This is a genomic window from Klebsiella sp. CN_Kp106 (assembly GCF_040064575.1).
Classification (GTDB): Bacteria; Pseudomonadota; Gammaproteobacteria; order Enterobacterales; family Enterobacteriaceae; genus Klebsiella; species Klebsiella michiganensis.
Genome location: NZ_JBEAIG010000071.1, coordinates 276,130 through 291,878, shown reverse-complemented (window position 1 = coordinate 291,878; position 15,749 = coordinate 276,130). Strand labels below are relative to the sequence as shown.

General features: G+C 46.0%; 17 protein-coding genes. 8 read left to right on the top strand and 9 right to left on the bottom strand.

Annotated features, from left to right (window positions below):
- Positions 1–158: 158 nt before the first annotated feature.
- Both ABLU96_RS28185 and ABLU96_RS28180 read right to left on the bottom strand, forming a co-directional pair.
- Positions 159–1,352 carry an MFS transporter gene (locus ABLU96_RS28185; protein WP_024359931.1) on the bottom strand — a complete coding sequence of 398 codons (1,194 nt, stop codon included), beginning with the start codon at positions 1,350–1,352 and terminating at the stop codon, positions 159–161.
- 3 nt (positions 1,353–1,355) lie between these two features.
- Positions 1,356–2,060, bottom strand: a complete 705-nt coding sequence (locus ABLU96_RS28180; protein ID WP_024359930.1) for a type 1 glutamine amidotransferase domain-containing protein — start codon at positions 2,058–2,060, stop codon at positions 1,356–1,358.
- Positions 2,061–2,202: 142 nt separating this feature from the next.
- On the opposite strand from ABLU96_RS28180, the gene ABLU96_RS28175 reads away from it, so the two are divergent.
- Both ABLU96_RS28175 and ABLU96_RS28170 read left to right on the top strand, forming a co-directional pair.
- Complete coding sequence (locus tag ABLU96_RS28175; protein WP_032693554.1) at positions 2,203–3,120, top strand: LysR family transcriptional regulator; 918 nt, start codon at positions 2,203–2,205, stop codon at positions 3,118–3,120.
- Positions 3,121–3,545: 425 nt separating this feature from the next.
- Positions 3,546–4,448: a LysR family transcriptional regulator gene (locus tag ABLU96_RS28170; protein WP_015689822.1), complete on the top strand. Its 903-nt coding sequence runs from the start codon at positions 3,546–3,548 to the stop codon at positions 4,446–4,448.
- Between the two features lie 38 nt (positions 4,449–4,486).
- On the opposite strand, the gene ABLU96_RS28165 is transcribed toward ABLU96_RS28170, so the two are convergent.
- Genes ABLU96_RS28165 through ABLU96_RS28150 form a run of 4 tightly spaced genes read right to left on the bottom strand, consistent with a single transcriptional unit; the run spans position 4,487 to position 7,464 of the window.
- Positions 4,487–5,368: a polysaccharide deacetylase gene (locus ABLU96_RS28165; RefSeq protein WP_163520590.1), complete on the bottom strand. Its 882-nt coding sequence runs from the start codon at positions 5,366–5,368 to the stop codon at positions 4,487–4,489.
- Positions 5,369–5,411: 43 nt separating this feature from the next.
- Complete coding sequence (locus ABLU96_RS28160; RefSeq protein ID WP_163520592.1) at positions 5,412–6,143, bottom strand: hypothetical protein; 732 nt, start codon at positions 6,141–6,143, stop codon at positions 5,412–5,414.
- 4 nt (positions 6,144–6,147) lie between these two features.
- Positions 6,148–6,723 (bottom strand): DJ-1/PfpI family protein, encoded by a 576-nt coding sequence (locus ABLU96_RS28155; RefSeq protein ID WP_348863067.1) that lies wholly within the window; start codon positions 6,721–6,723, stop codon positions 6,148–6,150.
- A gap of 21 nt (positions 6,724–6,744) precedes the next feature.
- Positions 6,745–7,464 carry a cupin domain-containing protein gene (locus ABLU96_RS28150; protein WP_024359926.1) on the bottom strand — a complete coding sequence of 240 codons (720 nt, stop codon included), beginning with the start codon at positions 7,462–7,464 and terminating at the stop codon, positions 6,745–6,747.
- 460 nt (positions 7,465–7,924) lie between these two features.
- Here ABLU96_RS28150 and ABLU96_RS28145 point away from each other — a divergent pair, with 460 nt between their 5' ends.
- The 3 genes from ABLU96_RS28145 (at position 7,925) to ABLU96_RS28135 (ending at position 9,593) form a co-directional block, all read left to right on the top strand.
- Positions 7,925–8,482: an OsmC family protein gene (locus tag ABLU96_RS28145; protein WP_032693557.1), complete on the top strand. Its 558-nt coding sequence runs from the start codon at positions 7,925–7,927 to the stop codon at positions 8,480–8,482.
- A 183-nt stretch (positions 8,483–8,665) separates the two neighbouring features.
- Positions 8,666–9,235, top strand: coding sequence for a TetR/AcrR family transcriptional regulator (locus tag ABLU96_RS28140; RefSeq protein WP_024359925.1), 570 nt, complete (start codon positions 8,666–8,668; stop codon positions 9,233–9,235).
- 16 nt (positions 9,236–9,251) lie between these two features.
- Positions 9,252–9,593 (top strand): carboxymuconolactone decarboxylase family protein, encoded by a 342-nt coding sequence (locus tag ABLU96_RS28135; protein ID WP_032693558.1) that lies wholly within the window; start codon positions 9,252–9,254, stop codon positions 9,591–9,593.
- Positions 9,594–9,720: 127 nt separating this feature from the next.
- Here the strand turns inward: ABLU96_RS28135 and ABLU96_RS28130 are convergent, their stop codons facing one another.
- A complete protein-coding gene (locus ABLU96_RS28130; RefSeq protein ID WP_032693559.1) occupies positions 9,721–10,623 on the bottom strand; it encodes a LysR substrate-binding domain-containing protein in 903 nt (300 codons plus the stop codon).
- Between the two features lie 141 nt (positions 10,624–10,764).
- On the opposite strand from ABLU96_RS28130, the gene ABLU96_RS28125 reads away from it, so the two are divergent.
- Positions 10,765–12,084, top strand: coding sequence for a 6-phospho-beta-glucosidase (locus ABLU96_RS28125; RefSeq protein WP_120150985.1), 1,320 nt, complete (start codon positions 10,765–10,767; stop codon positions 12,082–12,084).
- A gap of 121 nt (positions 12,085–12,205) precedes the next feature.
- Here the strand turns inward: ABLU96_RS28125 and ABLU96_RS28120 are convergent, their stop codons facing one another.
- A complete protein-coding gene (locus ABLU96_RS28120; RefSeq protein ID WP_015697014.1) occupies positions 12,206–12,535 on the bottom strand; it encodes a thioredoxin domain-containing protein in 330 nt (109 codons plus the stop codon).
- 288 nt (positions 12,536–12,823) lie between these two features.
- Between ABLU96_RS28120 and ABLU96_RS28115 the strand changes: the two genes are divergently transcribed.
- Positions 12,824–13,669: an AraC family transcriptional regulator gene (locus tag ABLU96_RS28115; RefSeq protein WP_046373123.1), complete on the top strand. Its 846-nt coding sequence runs from the start codon at positions 12,824–12,826 to the stop codon at positions 13,667–13,669.
- Here the strand turns inward: ABLU96_RS28115 and ABLU96_RS28110 are convergent.
- The gene (locus ABLU96_RS28110) at positions 13,653–14,216 is read right to left on the bottom strand and encodes a YbhB/YbcL family Raf kinase inhibitor-like protein (protein WP_163520594.1); all 564 of its coding nucleotides are present in this window, start codon (positions 14,214–14,216) and stop codon (positions 13,653–13,655) included. The genes ABLU96_RS28115 and ABLU96_RS28110 overlap by 17 nt on opposite strands.
- A gap of 368 nt (positions 14,217–14,584) precedes the next feature.
- On the opposite strand from ABLU96_RS28110, the gene ABLU96_RS28105 reads away from it, so the two are divergent.
- Positions 14,585–15,691 (top strand): alkene reductase, encoded by a 1,107-nt coding sequence (locus tag ABLU96_RS28105; protein WP_163520596.1) that lies wholly within the window; start codon positions 14,585–14,587, stop codon positions 15,689–15,691.
- The last annotated feature ends 58 nt before the right edge of the window (positions 15,692–15,749 follow it).

The window sequence follows — 15,749 nt, the reverse complement described above, 5'->3', positions numbered from 1 at the left end:
TAAAATTCTGATTGATATGAAATAGATCAGAATGACATGGGTTGATTTTATAAAATAAAAAATAACCTATGTTTGGTTGTGACATTTTTCAAAGAGGTAAAATAAAATGGCTCAGTGATTTGGTGTTCACTGAGCCATTTTAAATGCTATGTGTACTATCAGGAGTAATCGGAGGTGGTGCGTCTTTTATTAGAATTTATTTGTAATAACATCCATAAAATACCAACGATTACTACTCCGCCTCCAACCCAAGTAGGGCTTGTAAGACCAGTAACATCCAGTGCTACCCCCCCCAATAGCGACCCTAATGCAATTCCTCCGTTAAAACCGGCAATATTCAGTCCTGCTGCCACAGCTGGAGCTTCAGGTGCATGTATGTGAGATAGCCCTATCACTCTTGCTTGCATTGAGGGGACCGCTGCGTATGTCAATGCTCCAAGCAACCCAATAAACAGTGCCATTAACATTAAGGATGAGACAGAGAACCACATAGCAAAGAGGACGATCGCCAGACCAATAAGAATTGTCATCACGGCACGATCTGCACCTTGCTTGTCAGTCAGGCGACCACCCCAGACATTCCCGATAGCGGCCATCACGCCGTAGACCAACATAAGCAAACTACTCGTACGCTCGTCTACATGCGTTACCTGAAGTAGAATCGGGGAAATATACGTATACAGGGCAAAAGATCCTGCATAGGCCAAAACTGTAATTCCTGCTCCCGCAAGCAGTAGTGGGTTGAACATGGCTTTTAAACCGTCCATGGCATTTGCTTGCAAGGAGGGATCATTTTGATCCGTGGGCATCAGCATTGCCAATCCAATGAAACCGATCGCTCCACTTGCCGTTACTGCCATGAATATAGACTGCCAACTCAACAGACTACCGATGTAGGTACCAAGTGGTACGCCTAATGCCAACGCAATTGTAAGACCGCCAAAAACGACCGAAACAGCGGCGCCAGCACGATGTCGCCCAGCCAGTTGGGTTGCCACACTTGAAGCAACAGCAAGAAACACTCCGTGCCCTAAACCGGAAGCAAATCGTGCAATCAACATAGGCGTTAGGGACTCAGACGCACCGACGATACCATTGCCAACTGTAAACAGGCCCATAGCAACAAGTAATAATCTTTTACGAGGCCATCGTGTTGCCAACGCAGTTAATCCCGGAGCACCAATTACGGCACCGAGGGCGTAGGCTGTCACCGCTGTACCTACATGACTGACACTGACGTTTAGATCAGCTGATATCCTGGAAACTAAGCCGATCGTGACAAATTCAGTGAATCCCAAAGCAAAAGCGCAGAGTGCAAAGACATATATAACAAAAGGCATGCGTTCTTTCATAACTCAGGCTCTTCTATTTTCAATAGAAGCCAACAAAGGCAGCATTGCCTCAGCGACTCCTTTTGCGGAAGCGGGATTCTGTCCGGTCACTAATCTCTCGCTGACAATCACCTGTGGCTGAAAATTTGCGGCTGCAAGATGCTCAGCACCTCTTTGCTTCAGCGTGTCTTCAAGTAAGAATGGAACAATGTCGTACAACCCTACAGCACGTTCTTCATCGTTGGTAAAAGCTGACACCTTTTTGCCCGCAACCAGATATTCATTATCGGAAAGCCGAATATTCACCAATCCGGCGGGGCCATGACAAACCGCAGCGACAACGCCACCCTTTTCATAAATTCGTGATGAAACACCCGCCAACTCTATATTGTCAGGGAGATCCCACATCGTCGCATGCCCTCCTGCATAGTAGACGGCGTCATAGACGTCAGGATCAATCTGCGAGGGTTTTAATGTGGTTTTAGTTGCCTCGCGTAAGGAATCATTATTCCAAAAGGAGGCGTTAACCGGATCGCTGAGGTCTAAACCGTCAACATGTGTCTTGCCTCCCTTGGGACTCACGAAATCAATTTCATATCCTTCTTTTGTGAGTACATCGTAGGGGTGAGACACCTCAGAAAGATAGAAACCACTGGGTGCGGCATCTTTACTCTCGGCTTGACCTTTACGGTCATGGCTGGTCAATACAAACAGGATACGTTTGGGCATTTTAACTTCCTCTATATGGGGGGACTTAAAGCAAAATTCTTCTGACTGCATGCGACATAACAGACTTGTCATATTGAGTCTTATTGTGGAACAATCTATTTATCCTTTAAATAGACCTAAACGGACAAACACTTACCCCAAAATGAACAAAATAAACTTGAGAAATGACGACCTTGAAGTGTTTTTACACGTCGTCGACAGAAACAATTTCTCTGCCGCAGCACGAGACCTACAGATACTCCCCAAGATGGTGAGCAAGCAGATAGCCAGGCTGGAAACTGCACTTGGCACTACACTTTTTGAAAGAAACACCCGTAATCTACGTATTACAGACGAGGGCAGAGCTATAGCTGAGAGGGCTCGCGTAGCGTTGGCCGTTCTGGATGAGATGAAGGAACTTTCCCGAGGGGATAGTGAGGAGTTAAGCGGAAATATTCGTTTGACTGCGCCCGCACCGTTTGGCCGAAAATATGTTGCTCCTGCGATCGCTGCATTCTGCCAAGTACATCCGAGGGTGGGCTTTGATTTAAGGTTATCTGACCAAATCCAGGATCTTTACAGTGGTGATTTCGATCTGGCTATTCGTATGGGGGATCTGGCTGATTCTCGCCTTCTGGCCAGAAAAATAGCAAATAATAGACGTATTCTCATCGCATCGTCCGAATATCTGAAGAATCATCCACCCATTGAGCGACCAGAAGATCTTTTAAATCACAACTGCTTAGTATTCGCTTACCCGGGTTTTTTACACAATTCATGGACGTTACGTAAAGCCGGTCATGAAAGAAGCATCAGCGTTACTGGCAACCTTATCAGTGACAACGGAGACGTATTGCATGCCTGGAGTTTGGCGGGGCTTGGCATATCTCTTCGAGAAACTTGGGATATTCATGATGAATTGAGAGCTGGGAAACTTTGCCGAGTTCTGCCTGATTGGGAAGCAAACACATCTCAGATCAGTGTTGTCCGGGCGCGGCGAGAACCAATACCCCGTAGGCTAAGTGTATTTATTGATTTCATGACTGAAAAATGGAAACGGGCACCATGGGATGATGATTAATGTTCCGAGAGGTAGTCCGAACCGGTCTAAAAGAAGCTAACCGCTTCGCTGACCAACGGAATTTGTGATAACTCGATTTGAGTTGAGGTCGTCAACGTTAATAGATAAAAATACAATGATTGTTTAGTCAATTTAAAGGTTTAGCGACTATCACTCCCCAGAGAATGTAATAGAAGACAACACGCCAATCCGAATCTCATGGCATGCTTGAAACCTTAATGCCAACCAGTATAACGCACGTAAAATATAGGTATATCAATGGGTTATCTTGATATGTTCTATCCTTGCCCTATAAAATCCTTTAATTGTTAAAATAAGTTAATATGTATAGAAGCATTAACGGAACATGTTTATAACATAATACTGTGCAGGCTTTCGATTTTATGTCGTAATCGGAGAGCTTCAGGCTCTTAAGGATGCGCAGTATGAGCTATCTGGTTCAGTTACGAAGTTTTGTTGAAGTATACAAAGCTGGTTCGATTTCAAAAGCGGCAATGCGGTTGGGCATAAGCCAGCCTGCAATGTCTGCCCACATTCATTCACTTGAGGCTTTTACCGGGTGTGTTCTCTTTACTCGTCGTTCACATGGTGTGGTGGCTACAGTGGATGGGGAGGAATTGGCGAGATTGGTGGCTTCAGATTTAGAAACGATTGAACTGAAGTTGTCGATGCTTAGATCACGTACAAGAAAGTCCTCGGGGACAGTATCTTTCATCGGGCCAGCAGAATTAATGTGGTCAAAATTACCGTACTTGGTGAAAATATTATTCAATGAAGGTATTAAATTTAAAGTTTTGACAGGAAATAGGAAGCGCATATACAGCTGTCTTCTGGACGGAAGTTGTCAACTAGGTTTCACAACTTCTATGCCGGATAAACAAAAATTTGGATATGCTGAAATTGGAATGGAAAAGTTAATAGTTGTGGTAGCGTCACTCATAGCAGACAACTTCAAAGAAAATGAGGACGTGATTGATACGCTGTCGAAGCTTCCTCTAATAGCTTACGATGAACAGTTACCCTTGATAAGGGAAGTTTTCCAGGATTCTTCGCGATTTTTTGCACTGCTTCGTCCGTCTATTACTGTACCGGATTTGCGGATTTTAGAAAGAATGATCCGAGAAAATATTGGTTGGACTGTGATGCCTGAGTATTTATGCGCCCAAAGCATAGCAGGAGGTCAGATCGTTGAAGTGAATGTCCATGAGAGACTCCCTATAAATTCAATCTATTTGGTATGGATTGATAGCTCATTACGTAACCCACTCGTTTCAGGAATAAGAGACAGAATTCTCGAACTATCAAAAAATAGCGGATTTATGGTTTGAGATACATAAAACAGGCAGCCTTATCGGCTGCCGTGTCATTATTTTATCCGTTGAGATCGCTTGGCAAAGTCATCTGCAATGTCATTCAATTTTAGGAATTTCACCCCTGGATGACCAAGCATATGAGTTAAGAGGCGTTCGAGCATCATTAACACGTGCGGGCGTCCAGATACGTCCGGGTGAATCGTAAAAGTAAAGATCGCATATTCATGCTCACGGTAGACCCAATCGAATTGATCTCTCCACAACTGTTCGATGTCCCTGGGATTCATGAAACCTTGGCTGTTGGGTTTTGTTTTCATGAACATGAAAGGAGGAATATCGTCGATTGTCCAACTGGCGGGTAATTCAATAAGGTCCGTCTCTTCTCCGCGTACCAGCGGTTTCATCCATTCGGTCGGTGTCTTGGAATAATCTATCTTGGTCCAGGAATCACCTTTCCTGACATAATAAGGCTGATGATCATGATGCATTAGTGAATGGTCATATTTGATGCCATTTTCTAATAGAAGATCTGTGGTTACAGGAGAAAATTCCCACCATGGAGCGACATACCCAGTAGGTCTCTTCCCTGTTAATTTTGTGACCATGTCAATGCCTTTTAGAAGGACTTCTCTTTCTTGGTCAGGCGACATAGATATTGGGTTTTCATGACTGTAATTATGAACCCCTACCTCATGTCCAGCATTGACAACTGCTTCCATTTGCCGAGGAAAGGTTTCGATGGAATGACCAGGCATAAACCAGGTGGTGGGGATATTAAACTGGTCAAATAGATTCAGAAGACGTGGAGTACCTACTTCGCCAGCGAACATACCGCGAGATATGTCGCTTGGAGAATCTTCTCCCCCATAAGAAGATAGCCAGCCTGCAACGGCATCTACACCCACTCCAAAACCACATAGTATTTCTTTCGCCATGAGTTATTACTCCTCATACAGAAAAAATTGAAATAATATTGCGTTAAGAGGATTTCTTGACTAATTTCAAGAGATCCTCGGTATCTAATTCATTAATTCCTTTTTGAAGTGCCATTAATTTATGCTCAGGGATGTTGTATCCCCAATTAGCCCAAAATGATTGAATGCCATGATCTAATGCATCAATAACATTTTGGATATTGTCATCAATAAATAGAATATCCTCGTTTTTATCGAAGGCTATTGATTTTAGCAAGGTAAGAGTCTTGTTTTTGTCAGTCATCCTCCCATATATTTTATTTGCGGGTATGTTTAAACCATATTTACTTAGAATGTATAATATAGACTCTTCATCCTTTCCTGATACAATATAGATATCATTAGCTGTTTCAAATAAATTTGAAACATCCAATAGCGGACGGTGTAGTTCAGCCCAAAAATCAGGGTAGAGACTTCTTGCCAGCTTCCTATAATGGATGAACTTATCCCTGAATATTTTCTTATCTTCAGTTGGAATTGATTCATATATAGCAGTGAATCTGTCATTATCTATAGCTTCATTACCAAATTCAGTGAATGAGGCAATAAAGTGACCGTCATGGCGTACAAAATTCCTTAATTTCCTGAATCGTTTAGCCATCAGGCGTGGGATGTTTTGAAGTACATCTTGGTTAAAATCACTGAGAGGTCTGTCATGTAATACATTCCATGTAATTAGCATGCATTCGTCTACTCCATCAACCACGACCCCGTCGAAATCCATTGCTATTAACATCGAATTATACCACCAGCGGTTCTTTAAGAGTTTCGCCGCGCTTCCATCTATCTATTGCATCGAATGTCTGACGCATAAATTTTCCACATTCAGCATAATAGGAGCAAGTTATGATATTCCCGTCGACAACTACATCTGCTTCAATTACATTGGCGCCGGAATTAACCATATCGTCTTTCAGACCAACATAAGCGCAGGTGAGTTTGTCTCTTAGAATACCGGCAGAAATCATAATCCAGGGACCATGGCAGAGCCCAGCCACAACTTTCCCCTGTATTACCATCTGCTTTAGAAAATCTTTAACTCTCTGATCTTGGCGAACTCTATCAGGCGCTTCATGACCGCCAGTGAGAATAACAGCATCAAAATCAGTGGCGTTGAGTTGATCAAAATTAATATTGTCTTTGGATCTTTTATCCATAGGAACAGTGATGCCATATTTCCCTGTCACTGCACTTCCATCCTTTGTTGCAATAGATATATCGTATCCTTCCTCTTTAGAACGATAGTAAGTATAAACTACATCGTGATCCTGAAAACCTGAACCAGTGATTATCACTACTCGTGTCGGATTAGACATGTTATTTTCCTTCTTATTGCGTTACGGGACGTTAATTAAAAATACATTCTGACCACAGTACATTTCTGAGATGGCATCTTTAGCTCGTAGGATATGGATCTTTCCCATTAGATGGCTTTTTACATCTAATGAAATAAAAATAAAATCATCCTCGTCATTCAACATTTTTCTATCAAGATTTTTGACGGAAAAGTATGCTAATTTGTGTAGGTCATGTTCTCTGATCAATGTGCCTGCAGCTATCTGTTGCAAAGGAGGTAAAAGATCATGTTCCTGTGATTTCTTTTCATATGCCATATTTTGCCGGCCATAATTATCTTTAAGTCTGAGTAAGTCGAATTTGTTTCTTGGATTTTCAACTTCGATTAATTCGATGCCTGATTTTCCCGAAATAGTCTGATGGAATACACCTTTTGCAATATATATGCTGTCCCCAGATTTTAACGCCTGATGTGTACCATCAAGAAATCTGGTCTCGCCATCACCATGTAGGCATATAAGGACGGTGTCTTTGAGTATATGACAATGCATTGACGTGGATTGATTCTTTGATATATGAAGGCGCCATACATCAAAAATAGAATCACAATAAACTCTATACTCATATCCCCATGGTTTTTCTATGAATCCATTGAGATGTAAGTCTTTCTCAAATGACTCACCATTATTTGAAGTTGAAAGTAGAATTTTGTTTATTTCAAGCAAGTCATATACATTTGGAGTCCGGTTGTGGATTTCCATATGGTCGCTCCCCCGCTAATTGAATTGCTGAATGTTGATTTCACTTCGGTCAATCGTTCTGTGATTTCAGTCTATAACGGTTATTTAGTACGAGAGAAATAACTTTTATGATGATTGCCTATATTGTTTCTTTTGATCAGTCCTTCATACTCAATAATTACTGAAAACTATGCTTCTATACTTGGGTACTGTTAAAGATGCATAGATTCTATGCCGTCAGGAGGTCATAGCTCACAAGCGATTAAGATGCTTAGCAAGATGCCGAACTCGGACGTCAGCACGATACATCGCATAATGTAGATATCGCAGCGTTTACGTCCCTGTTTGTAGCTCTATCTTAAGAAGTTGCCCCCATAGTGGTAGACAACACCTCAATCTTAAAGTAATCTACCATCTAGTAGGTTGATTGCGTTTGGCACCAACCTTATCTTTGAGATCACTCGACACTTCAGGAGTTGTCATGACTAATTCAAAAAAACCTTTTGCTGACGCTAATGTTATTCGCGGTACACGAGAAGCTATTCGCCAGCAGCCAGAGCTGGGCAATCTCACCTTTAACATGAAGAGTAAATCCAACGGTGGGGTATCCGTCCGTGTGGAAACTCATGCGACTATCCAGAACGGCCAGGTTGATACCAGTCGCTCCGGAAAATTTGCTAATGTTGGCGATGAACCTGCTGATTTATCGGGTACTGATAGCGGTATGGGCCCAGCTGAGTACATTTTGCAGGCACTTGCCGGCTGTTATACCGCGACTCTGACTGTGATGGCGGCAGAAAAGGGCATTGAGCTTGATGGTATTGAACTTGACCTGAACTTCGACATTAATCTGAACGGTTTCCTGGGTCTTGACGAAAAAGTTCGCAACGGGGCGAAAGCGATCCGTGTTGGCGTTAAGCTCTCCAGTCCGACCGCCAGCCGTGAACAGCTTGAAGAAATGGTTCGTGCACTGCCAGAAAGCTCGCCGATCCACGATACGTTGGCGAACCCGGTCAGTATTGATACCCGGTTGGTGTAGGTAAACCTCAGAGAGGGAAATGCCTGAACACTGTCATTTCCCTACTGCCTGATGGCTATTAACCCCGACCAAAACGCGTTATCAGAGAAGGTTAAATCGCTGTTGTGAACTGATGTCCCCTTGCAGGGAACAACAGGCGCAGATAATATCTACCAACTAGTAGATTATAATTGTGAGGATTATATGTCAGTCATGACACGAGAAAGGCTTCTGAATGAAGCGGACCATCTGATGCGCGAACGGGGTTACTCTGCATTCAGCTATGCTGATTTGTCAAAGAGCATTGGTATCACCAAGGCCAGTATTCATCACCACTTCCCAACAAAAGACGTTTTGGGCGAACAAGTGGTGATTCAGGCCCATACCGATACCAAAAACCGATTTGAACAGATTGAAGCGACGGAGAATACGGTTGCGCAGATGCTTACCGCCTATGTAGAGCTTTTCATCGAAAGCTATCGCACGTCGCGTATGCCGCTGTGCTGTGCTTTGTCTTCGGAAATGGCCAATCTGCCACCGAATATCAGAGTACAGGCGACCGAATATTTCGATATGCAGATTGCCTGGTTGACCAAGATTGTCAGCCGTGGTGTTGATGCAGGGGAGCTGACTGCTGACCTGCTGCCATCAAAAATGGCTCTGCTTATTTTGAATTTATGCGAGGGCGCTAGCGTTGTTTCCCGGGCGATTAATAAGCCTGAGCTTTTCAACGATACGCTTGAACAGATCCTAATGATTGTTAAAAGAAAATAATTCTGGAGATGACCCCATGTTAGATTGGAATGAATACCGCTCAGAAGTGATGCAACGTGTTGGTGATCTGGGTAAGTTGACCCCGGAAACACTAAAAGGCGTCATGGCTTTGGGCAACGCCGGCAATAAGACCAACCTCCTGGGCGCGAAAGTGCGTGAACTGATTGCACTGGCTTGTGCGGTGACGACTCGCTGTGATGGTTGCATCGCCGTCCATGCCGAAGCTGCCGTTAAAGCTGGCGCCACTGAAGAAGAAATTGCTGAAGCCCTGGGTGTGGCAATCAACCTGAATGCAGGCGCTGCCGTTGTCTATTCCGCACGTACGCTGGATGCGATTAAGCAACTGAAAGCGCAATAGTTATCGCGTTGAAAATATAAAAGGGCATTACTGCCCTTTTTTCAGCTCTGACATACATTTTCATCATGCTCTCTGGCATTAGGTCTGATATGGCTTACATTGCCCTTTATCAGAACGAAAACAGACTTTATTCCTCGTTAAACACATTTCTTACCCATTCGGCCAAAGCCTGAACGCCCGGTCGGTTAAGGTTTTCTCGTGGCATAATGAGGTCATATCCTCGCCCGGCGGGTATTTCTATTTCAAAAGGGGCAATCAGTCGGCCCTCATCGAGGTAATGTCGAATGAGTCGTTTTCTGCCCATGATGATACCGCCGCCATTGAGTGCCGCTTCAATAGACATCTGACAATTGTTGAAGCTCAAAAAATTATCTTCAACAGGCAGGTTTTTGCCAGACTCCCTGCACCATTCTCGCCATTCGGAAAAAACATTCTGGGAGTCAACGGATTCAGACGTATGAATGAATGGGACTTCAGCTAACCAATGGTTTGCTTGCCTGATTTTTTTTGCAAGAGATGGAATACAGACGGGAACCAGCGTCTCTTCAGATAACCGTTCGCAGTAGAGATCGGGGTATTTCAGATTACTGTAGTAGATAGCGACATCTACCCGTTCAAGATTAAAATCTACCAGACCGGCTCTCACTCTGAAATTGATATTCAGCCCCGGCCACCGTTCGGTAAATACCGGTAAGCGCGGCATCAGCCAGAGAAAAGCGAAGGTAGGTGGAAGGCCGACAGACAAGGTTCCTCTCAGCCCCTGCACGCGAATATCTTCTATTTCATCACTGATGCGTTTAAGTGAAAACGCGAGTACGCCAAGTAAACGCTCCCCTTCATCGGTCAACTGAAGCTTTCTGGTCATTCTGATAAATAGTCTGAATCCGAGCATGGATTCAAGAGAACGAATGCGTTGGCTAACGGCCCCTTGCGTCAGATTGAGGGTAGTCGCCGCCTTAGTAAAGCTCATATGCAGTGCTGCCGTTTCAAACGTATGCAATAGTGCCAGTATGTTCTGTTGAGCGAGCATTCATCATTTTCCTTCTTAATTTTTCTTATGCATTATTTACAGTAATGCATACCCCAGAATTGATCGTTTGTCCACTAAGCCCCTTGTCCTCTTTAATTGGCCCAACAGACGTCCTGACAACAACGATGAGGGGAATATCTAATGAAGGGTCTTAAGTTAGTGGTTATTGGAGCGGGTTCAAGCTACACACCTGAACTGATGGAAGGCATTATCAAGCGTCAAAATGAATTTCCGATCCGCGAGTTATGGCTGGTTGATATTGAGGATGGCCGTGAAAAAATGGCGATCATTGCTGGCCTCACCCGACGGATGCTGGAAAAAAATGGGCTGGATATACCGGTTTATGAAACCCTTGACCGCACAGAAGCACTGCTCGGTGCCGATTTTGTTTGTTCTCAGTTCAGGGCCGGCTGCCTGGAAGCACGGATCAGCGACGAAAGGATATCGCTGAAATACGACATGATCGGTCAGGAAACCAATGGGCTGGGTGGGTTTGCCAATGCATGCCGCACTATCCCGATTGCATTGGCTATAGCGAAAGAAATGGAACAACTGTGCCCGGATGCCTGGTTGCTGAACTTTACCAACCCGTCGGGAATGGTCACTGAAGCGATACTGAAATACAGCAAAGTCAAAACCGTAGGGCTGTGCAATGTGCCTGTTATCATGCAAAAAGGTATTGCCAGTGCTTTAGGTGTCAGTGACATCAATGAATTTATCATACAGGTCGCGGGACTTAATCACTTCATTTTTGCGCGCCATATTTTTCATGAAGGTAAGGATAAGCTGCCTCAGGTTATTGAGCTGATTTCAGAGGGGAATGATCCTTTGGTGCCTAAAAATATTCCTCCTTTCAAATGGCCGGATCGGTTGTTGGCGAATATGGGAATGATACCTTGCCCCTACCTGCGTTATTACTACATGAGCGACGACATGTACCGTCAGGAGCTTGGCGAAGCACAAGGGGAAGGGACTCGTGGTGAGATCGTAAAGGAGCTCGAAAGAGAACTATTCGAAATTTATCGAAACCCGGAACTCGCCGAGAAACCGAAAGCGCTGGAAGGTCGGGGAGGGCAGTACTATTCGGATGCGGCATGTGAATTGATGAGCGCAATATATAACGACAAACGCATCATCATGCATGTCAATACGCGAAACGATGGTGCGATTGCGGGCCTGCCGGATGACTGTGCGGTTGAGGTCAGTTCAATGATCACCCGTTCAGGACCTATACCACTGAATGTCGAACCTTTCCCGGAAGATGTACTTCGTCTGATTCAATTGATGAAAAGCTTTGAGCAATTAACCATTGAGGCGGCCATCAGTGGCAATCGGTATACGGCATGGCGCGCTCTGGTTATTAATCCCCTGGTCAAAAGCGGCCAACTGCTTGAAAATGCATTGGATGAAGTGATCGAACATAACAAAGCGTTGATGCCGGCCTTCCAACGCAATAAATAACGCTAAGCAGACTGGTCGGTTATTTTTTAACAAAGCGGTTATCACTCTGAACGAGGGGTAACCGCTTGCCGATGAGGCATCAGACCGCTAAGAGACTTTTTTAAACATAGATAAAAGGGCATTACTGCCCTTTTTTCAGCTCTGACAATGCTTGCTGATAAAACCCTGCCGATTTAACACCCGGTATACGCTGGACCAACTGCCCATCCTTGAACATCAGTACGGACGGCAGGCCCCAAATTTCATATTTGGTGGTCAGCACCGGTGCCAGATCCACATTCACTTTGCCGACTTTGACGTCGCTTTCAATCTGCTCGGCAAAATGGTTAAAAATGTCTTCACTCATCTGGCAAGGTGGGCACCAGGGGGCAGAGAAGCGCACCACAGCAACTCCTTCATGCCTCTCGATTTCTCTAAAATTATCTTCATTGTAAAGGGTTAATTCACGCATCATTCACTCCTGCAGGATGTAACTTTGCAGTAATACTACCTACCAGTTGGTAGATTTAATTAACATAAAAAGCTATCATCGATATAAAGGTGCTTAAGCGAAGACAATGCCATGTTTTATCATTGGCTAAGCGTCATCTTATGTGGACGGCGTGCTGAGGATTATGATATTTCACTCCATCTGAATAAGAACACTGACGTATTGTAAAATCGGGATTACTTTATAAAAAAGCAAGCCCATCCATAAAGTGTCGGCCTACAGGGCAGGCCTATTCCTTTTCGTAAGGCGATGATGGAAAGAACATTATCCAGTCGTATTAATGTGGGGAGTACAGCGCATGTACTGCATACGCAGCCCCTGATGATGCGCCATATCACTATAGATGAACCCACAATCATCCTGGTCCGCCATGGCAGGAAAATAATCCGCTGGGCGCAAGAGGAGATAACGCTGGAAGCGGGGGACGCGGTGGTCATCGGGGAGGGGCACTCTTTTGATATCATCAATACACCATCACCTTTAACGGGTACGTACGAAGCATCATGGCTGAGTTTTTGTGCCGATTTCGTCCAAAACTACTGCTTCATGCATGCCCCACGTATGAGCATGCACGAAGCAAATAAAATGGCGGAGCCAGGCAACAGTTTTCGCCGGGCCTTTTATCACACCGCGGAGGCCATTACAGATACTGAAAACATACCTGAAAGTATCGTGGCCAGGCGTATGGAAGAGATGCTGAGTTGGCTGGATGAATACCGCATTTTCTTCGCGCTGAAACAACATACCGGACTGGCGATAAAAATCCGCAAACTCGTTGCAGCAGACATATCACAAGACTGGAATACTGCGCAGGTAGCGGCTGAATTGGGTATGTCGGCCACCACCCTGAGACGCCATCTGCATGCCGAAAATACGTCATTTACCCATCTGGTGACTGACATTCGCATGTGCCGCGCCCTGACACTTTTGCAGGTGACCGATCTTTCAGTCACCCGCATATCCCTGGAAGTCGGCTATGAAAATCCGTCTAAGTTCGCCGCCAGATTTCGAACTCGCTTCGGATTCAGCCCCAGCCTGGTCCGGGTTTCCGGCCAGGCTATCGGCAACCTGGCTGCGGTTAGCGGCCCTGCGTAATCTGAAGATGCGCTTCGCCCAGTGAGTTCGCTTTTGTCATAAAGCCGACCAGGGCGGGCGTCGAGTCCGCCGTTATTCCCGGAAGTTTGTCGACACGAAGAGCCGTCAGCGTGATCTCATAACGGTGCGTTTCGCCCTTCGGCGGGCAAGGGCCGCCATAACCTGGGATACCGAAATCAGTCCGGGTCTGAAGAGCCCCTTGCGGGAGATTTTTGTTATCCGCCGTTATCTCAGCCGGTAACGAGTGAAGAGATGAGGGAATATTCACCACCTGCCAGTGGATCCAACCGAGGCCTGTCGGCGCATCCCTATCATAAATTTTGAGAGCGAAGCTTTGAGTTCCTGCCGGCGCGCCACTCCAGTTAAAAGAGGGGGCAAGGTTTCCACCGCTGCACCCAAATCCATAAGGTGAACTCAGGGTCTGAGCTGCGGGGAAACGTTTTTTTTCAAGCTCATGACTTGTCAGCGTAAAATTGGCTGAAAAAGCGACCTGGCTCGACAACGCCAGGCATAATGTACTGATAACAGTAAGGTGAAGTTTGGACATTTACTCTTCTCCATCCGGGTGATTAACATCCTAATGATAAGGGGAGAGAAAGACTCCTCGCCGCCCTGAACCGGCCAGCTTTAGCTCCATAACGCCCAATAATGATATTTGTAATTCCCTGATTTCACAGGATGACGACCATCTCACCGACGGCAGCTCACCTTACGCAGCATTCCCTGTGCCTGTCTCCGGTGACAAAAGGACAGCATGATTTGTTCTTTTACCTATTGACCAATCAACTAGTAGGTAGGTATAGTGCAGCCATACGCTTAACCGGCATCAGGAAGCGATCGTCAGCTCCCCGGCCCGCTAAGTATTAACTCCGGCCCCAGCGGGGCTTTTCTCTCTTTCGCCTTGCGAGGTATACGATGAGTAAGTTGTTCACCCCCTACAATCTGTCAGGCATGCAGTTAAAAAACCGCGTGGTCATGGCCCCGATGACCCGCACCCGCACAATGAACGACGTGCCGGATGACGTCGTTGCACTTTACTACGCCCAGCGCGCCTCTGCGGGGCTGCTTATCACCGAAGGCATGCCTGTTTCTGAAGAAGGGCGCGGCTATCTGTATACCCCGGGGATCTACAACGCTGCGCACGTTCAGGGCTGGCGCAAAGTGACCGATGCGGTACATGCGAAGGGCGGCCGTATTTTTGCTCAGTTGTGGCATGTGGGCCGGATGTCTCATACCTCAATTCAGCCGGGCAACATCGCGCCAGTTTCCGCCGGTACCGTACAAGCGGTTAACACCACCGTCTTTGCACTGACCGAGTCTGGCGAACCGGGGCCTGTCGTTCCAAGCCAGCCGCGTGCGCTGGAAACCGCAGAAGTTCGACGCGTTACCGCTGACTTTGTCCATTCAGCGCGTCTGGCAATGGAGGCCGGGTTTGACGGCGTGGAAATCATGGCGGCGAACGGCTTCATTTTCGACCAGTTCCTTAGCAGCGAGCTGAACAATCGTACGGACGAATACGGTGGCTCTGTGGAAAACCGTCAGCGGTTCCTGCTGGAAACGGTTGATGCCATCTCTGCGGCTATTGGTAGCAATAAGGTGGGCTTGCGCATTTCACCGTTCGGGCGGATTTACGACCTGGCGCCTTATGAAGGTGAAGAAGAGATTTGGGCAAGTATCGCTGCGGCCCTCGGCCAACGTGAGCTGGCTTATGTGCACCTCTATTATCAACCTGTTTATACCCAGGCACCGGTACCTGCCGGTTTCAAAGCCGCGTTCCGTAAAACTCTGGGGGGCACGGTTATTGCCGCCGGCGGCTTCACCCGCGAGATTGCCGAAACCGCACTTGAGGCAGACGAACTGGATCTTGTCGCGTTTGGCGTGCCGTACATCGCCAACCCCGATCTGGTCGAAAGAATGCACAACGGCTGGCCGTTGGCTGAAAGCGATCGCACGACGTATTACGGCGTGACGGGGTCGCCGGAAAAAGGCTATACCGATTATCCCACCTGGGAAGTCAACTAACGCCACGCAGCCGTCGGTATTTGCGGTGCCCATATAAAGAGCACCGCCAGACGACATT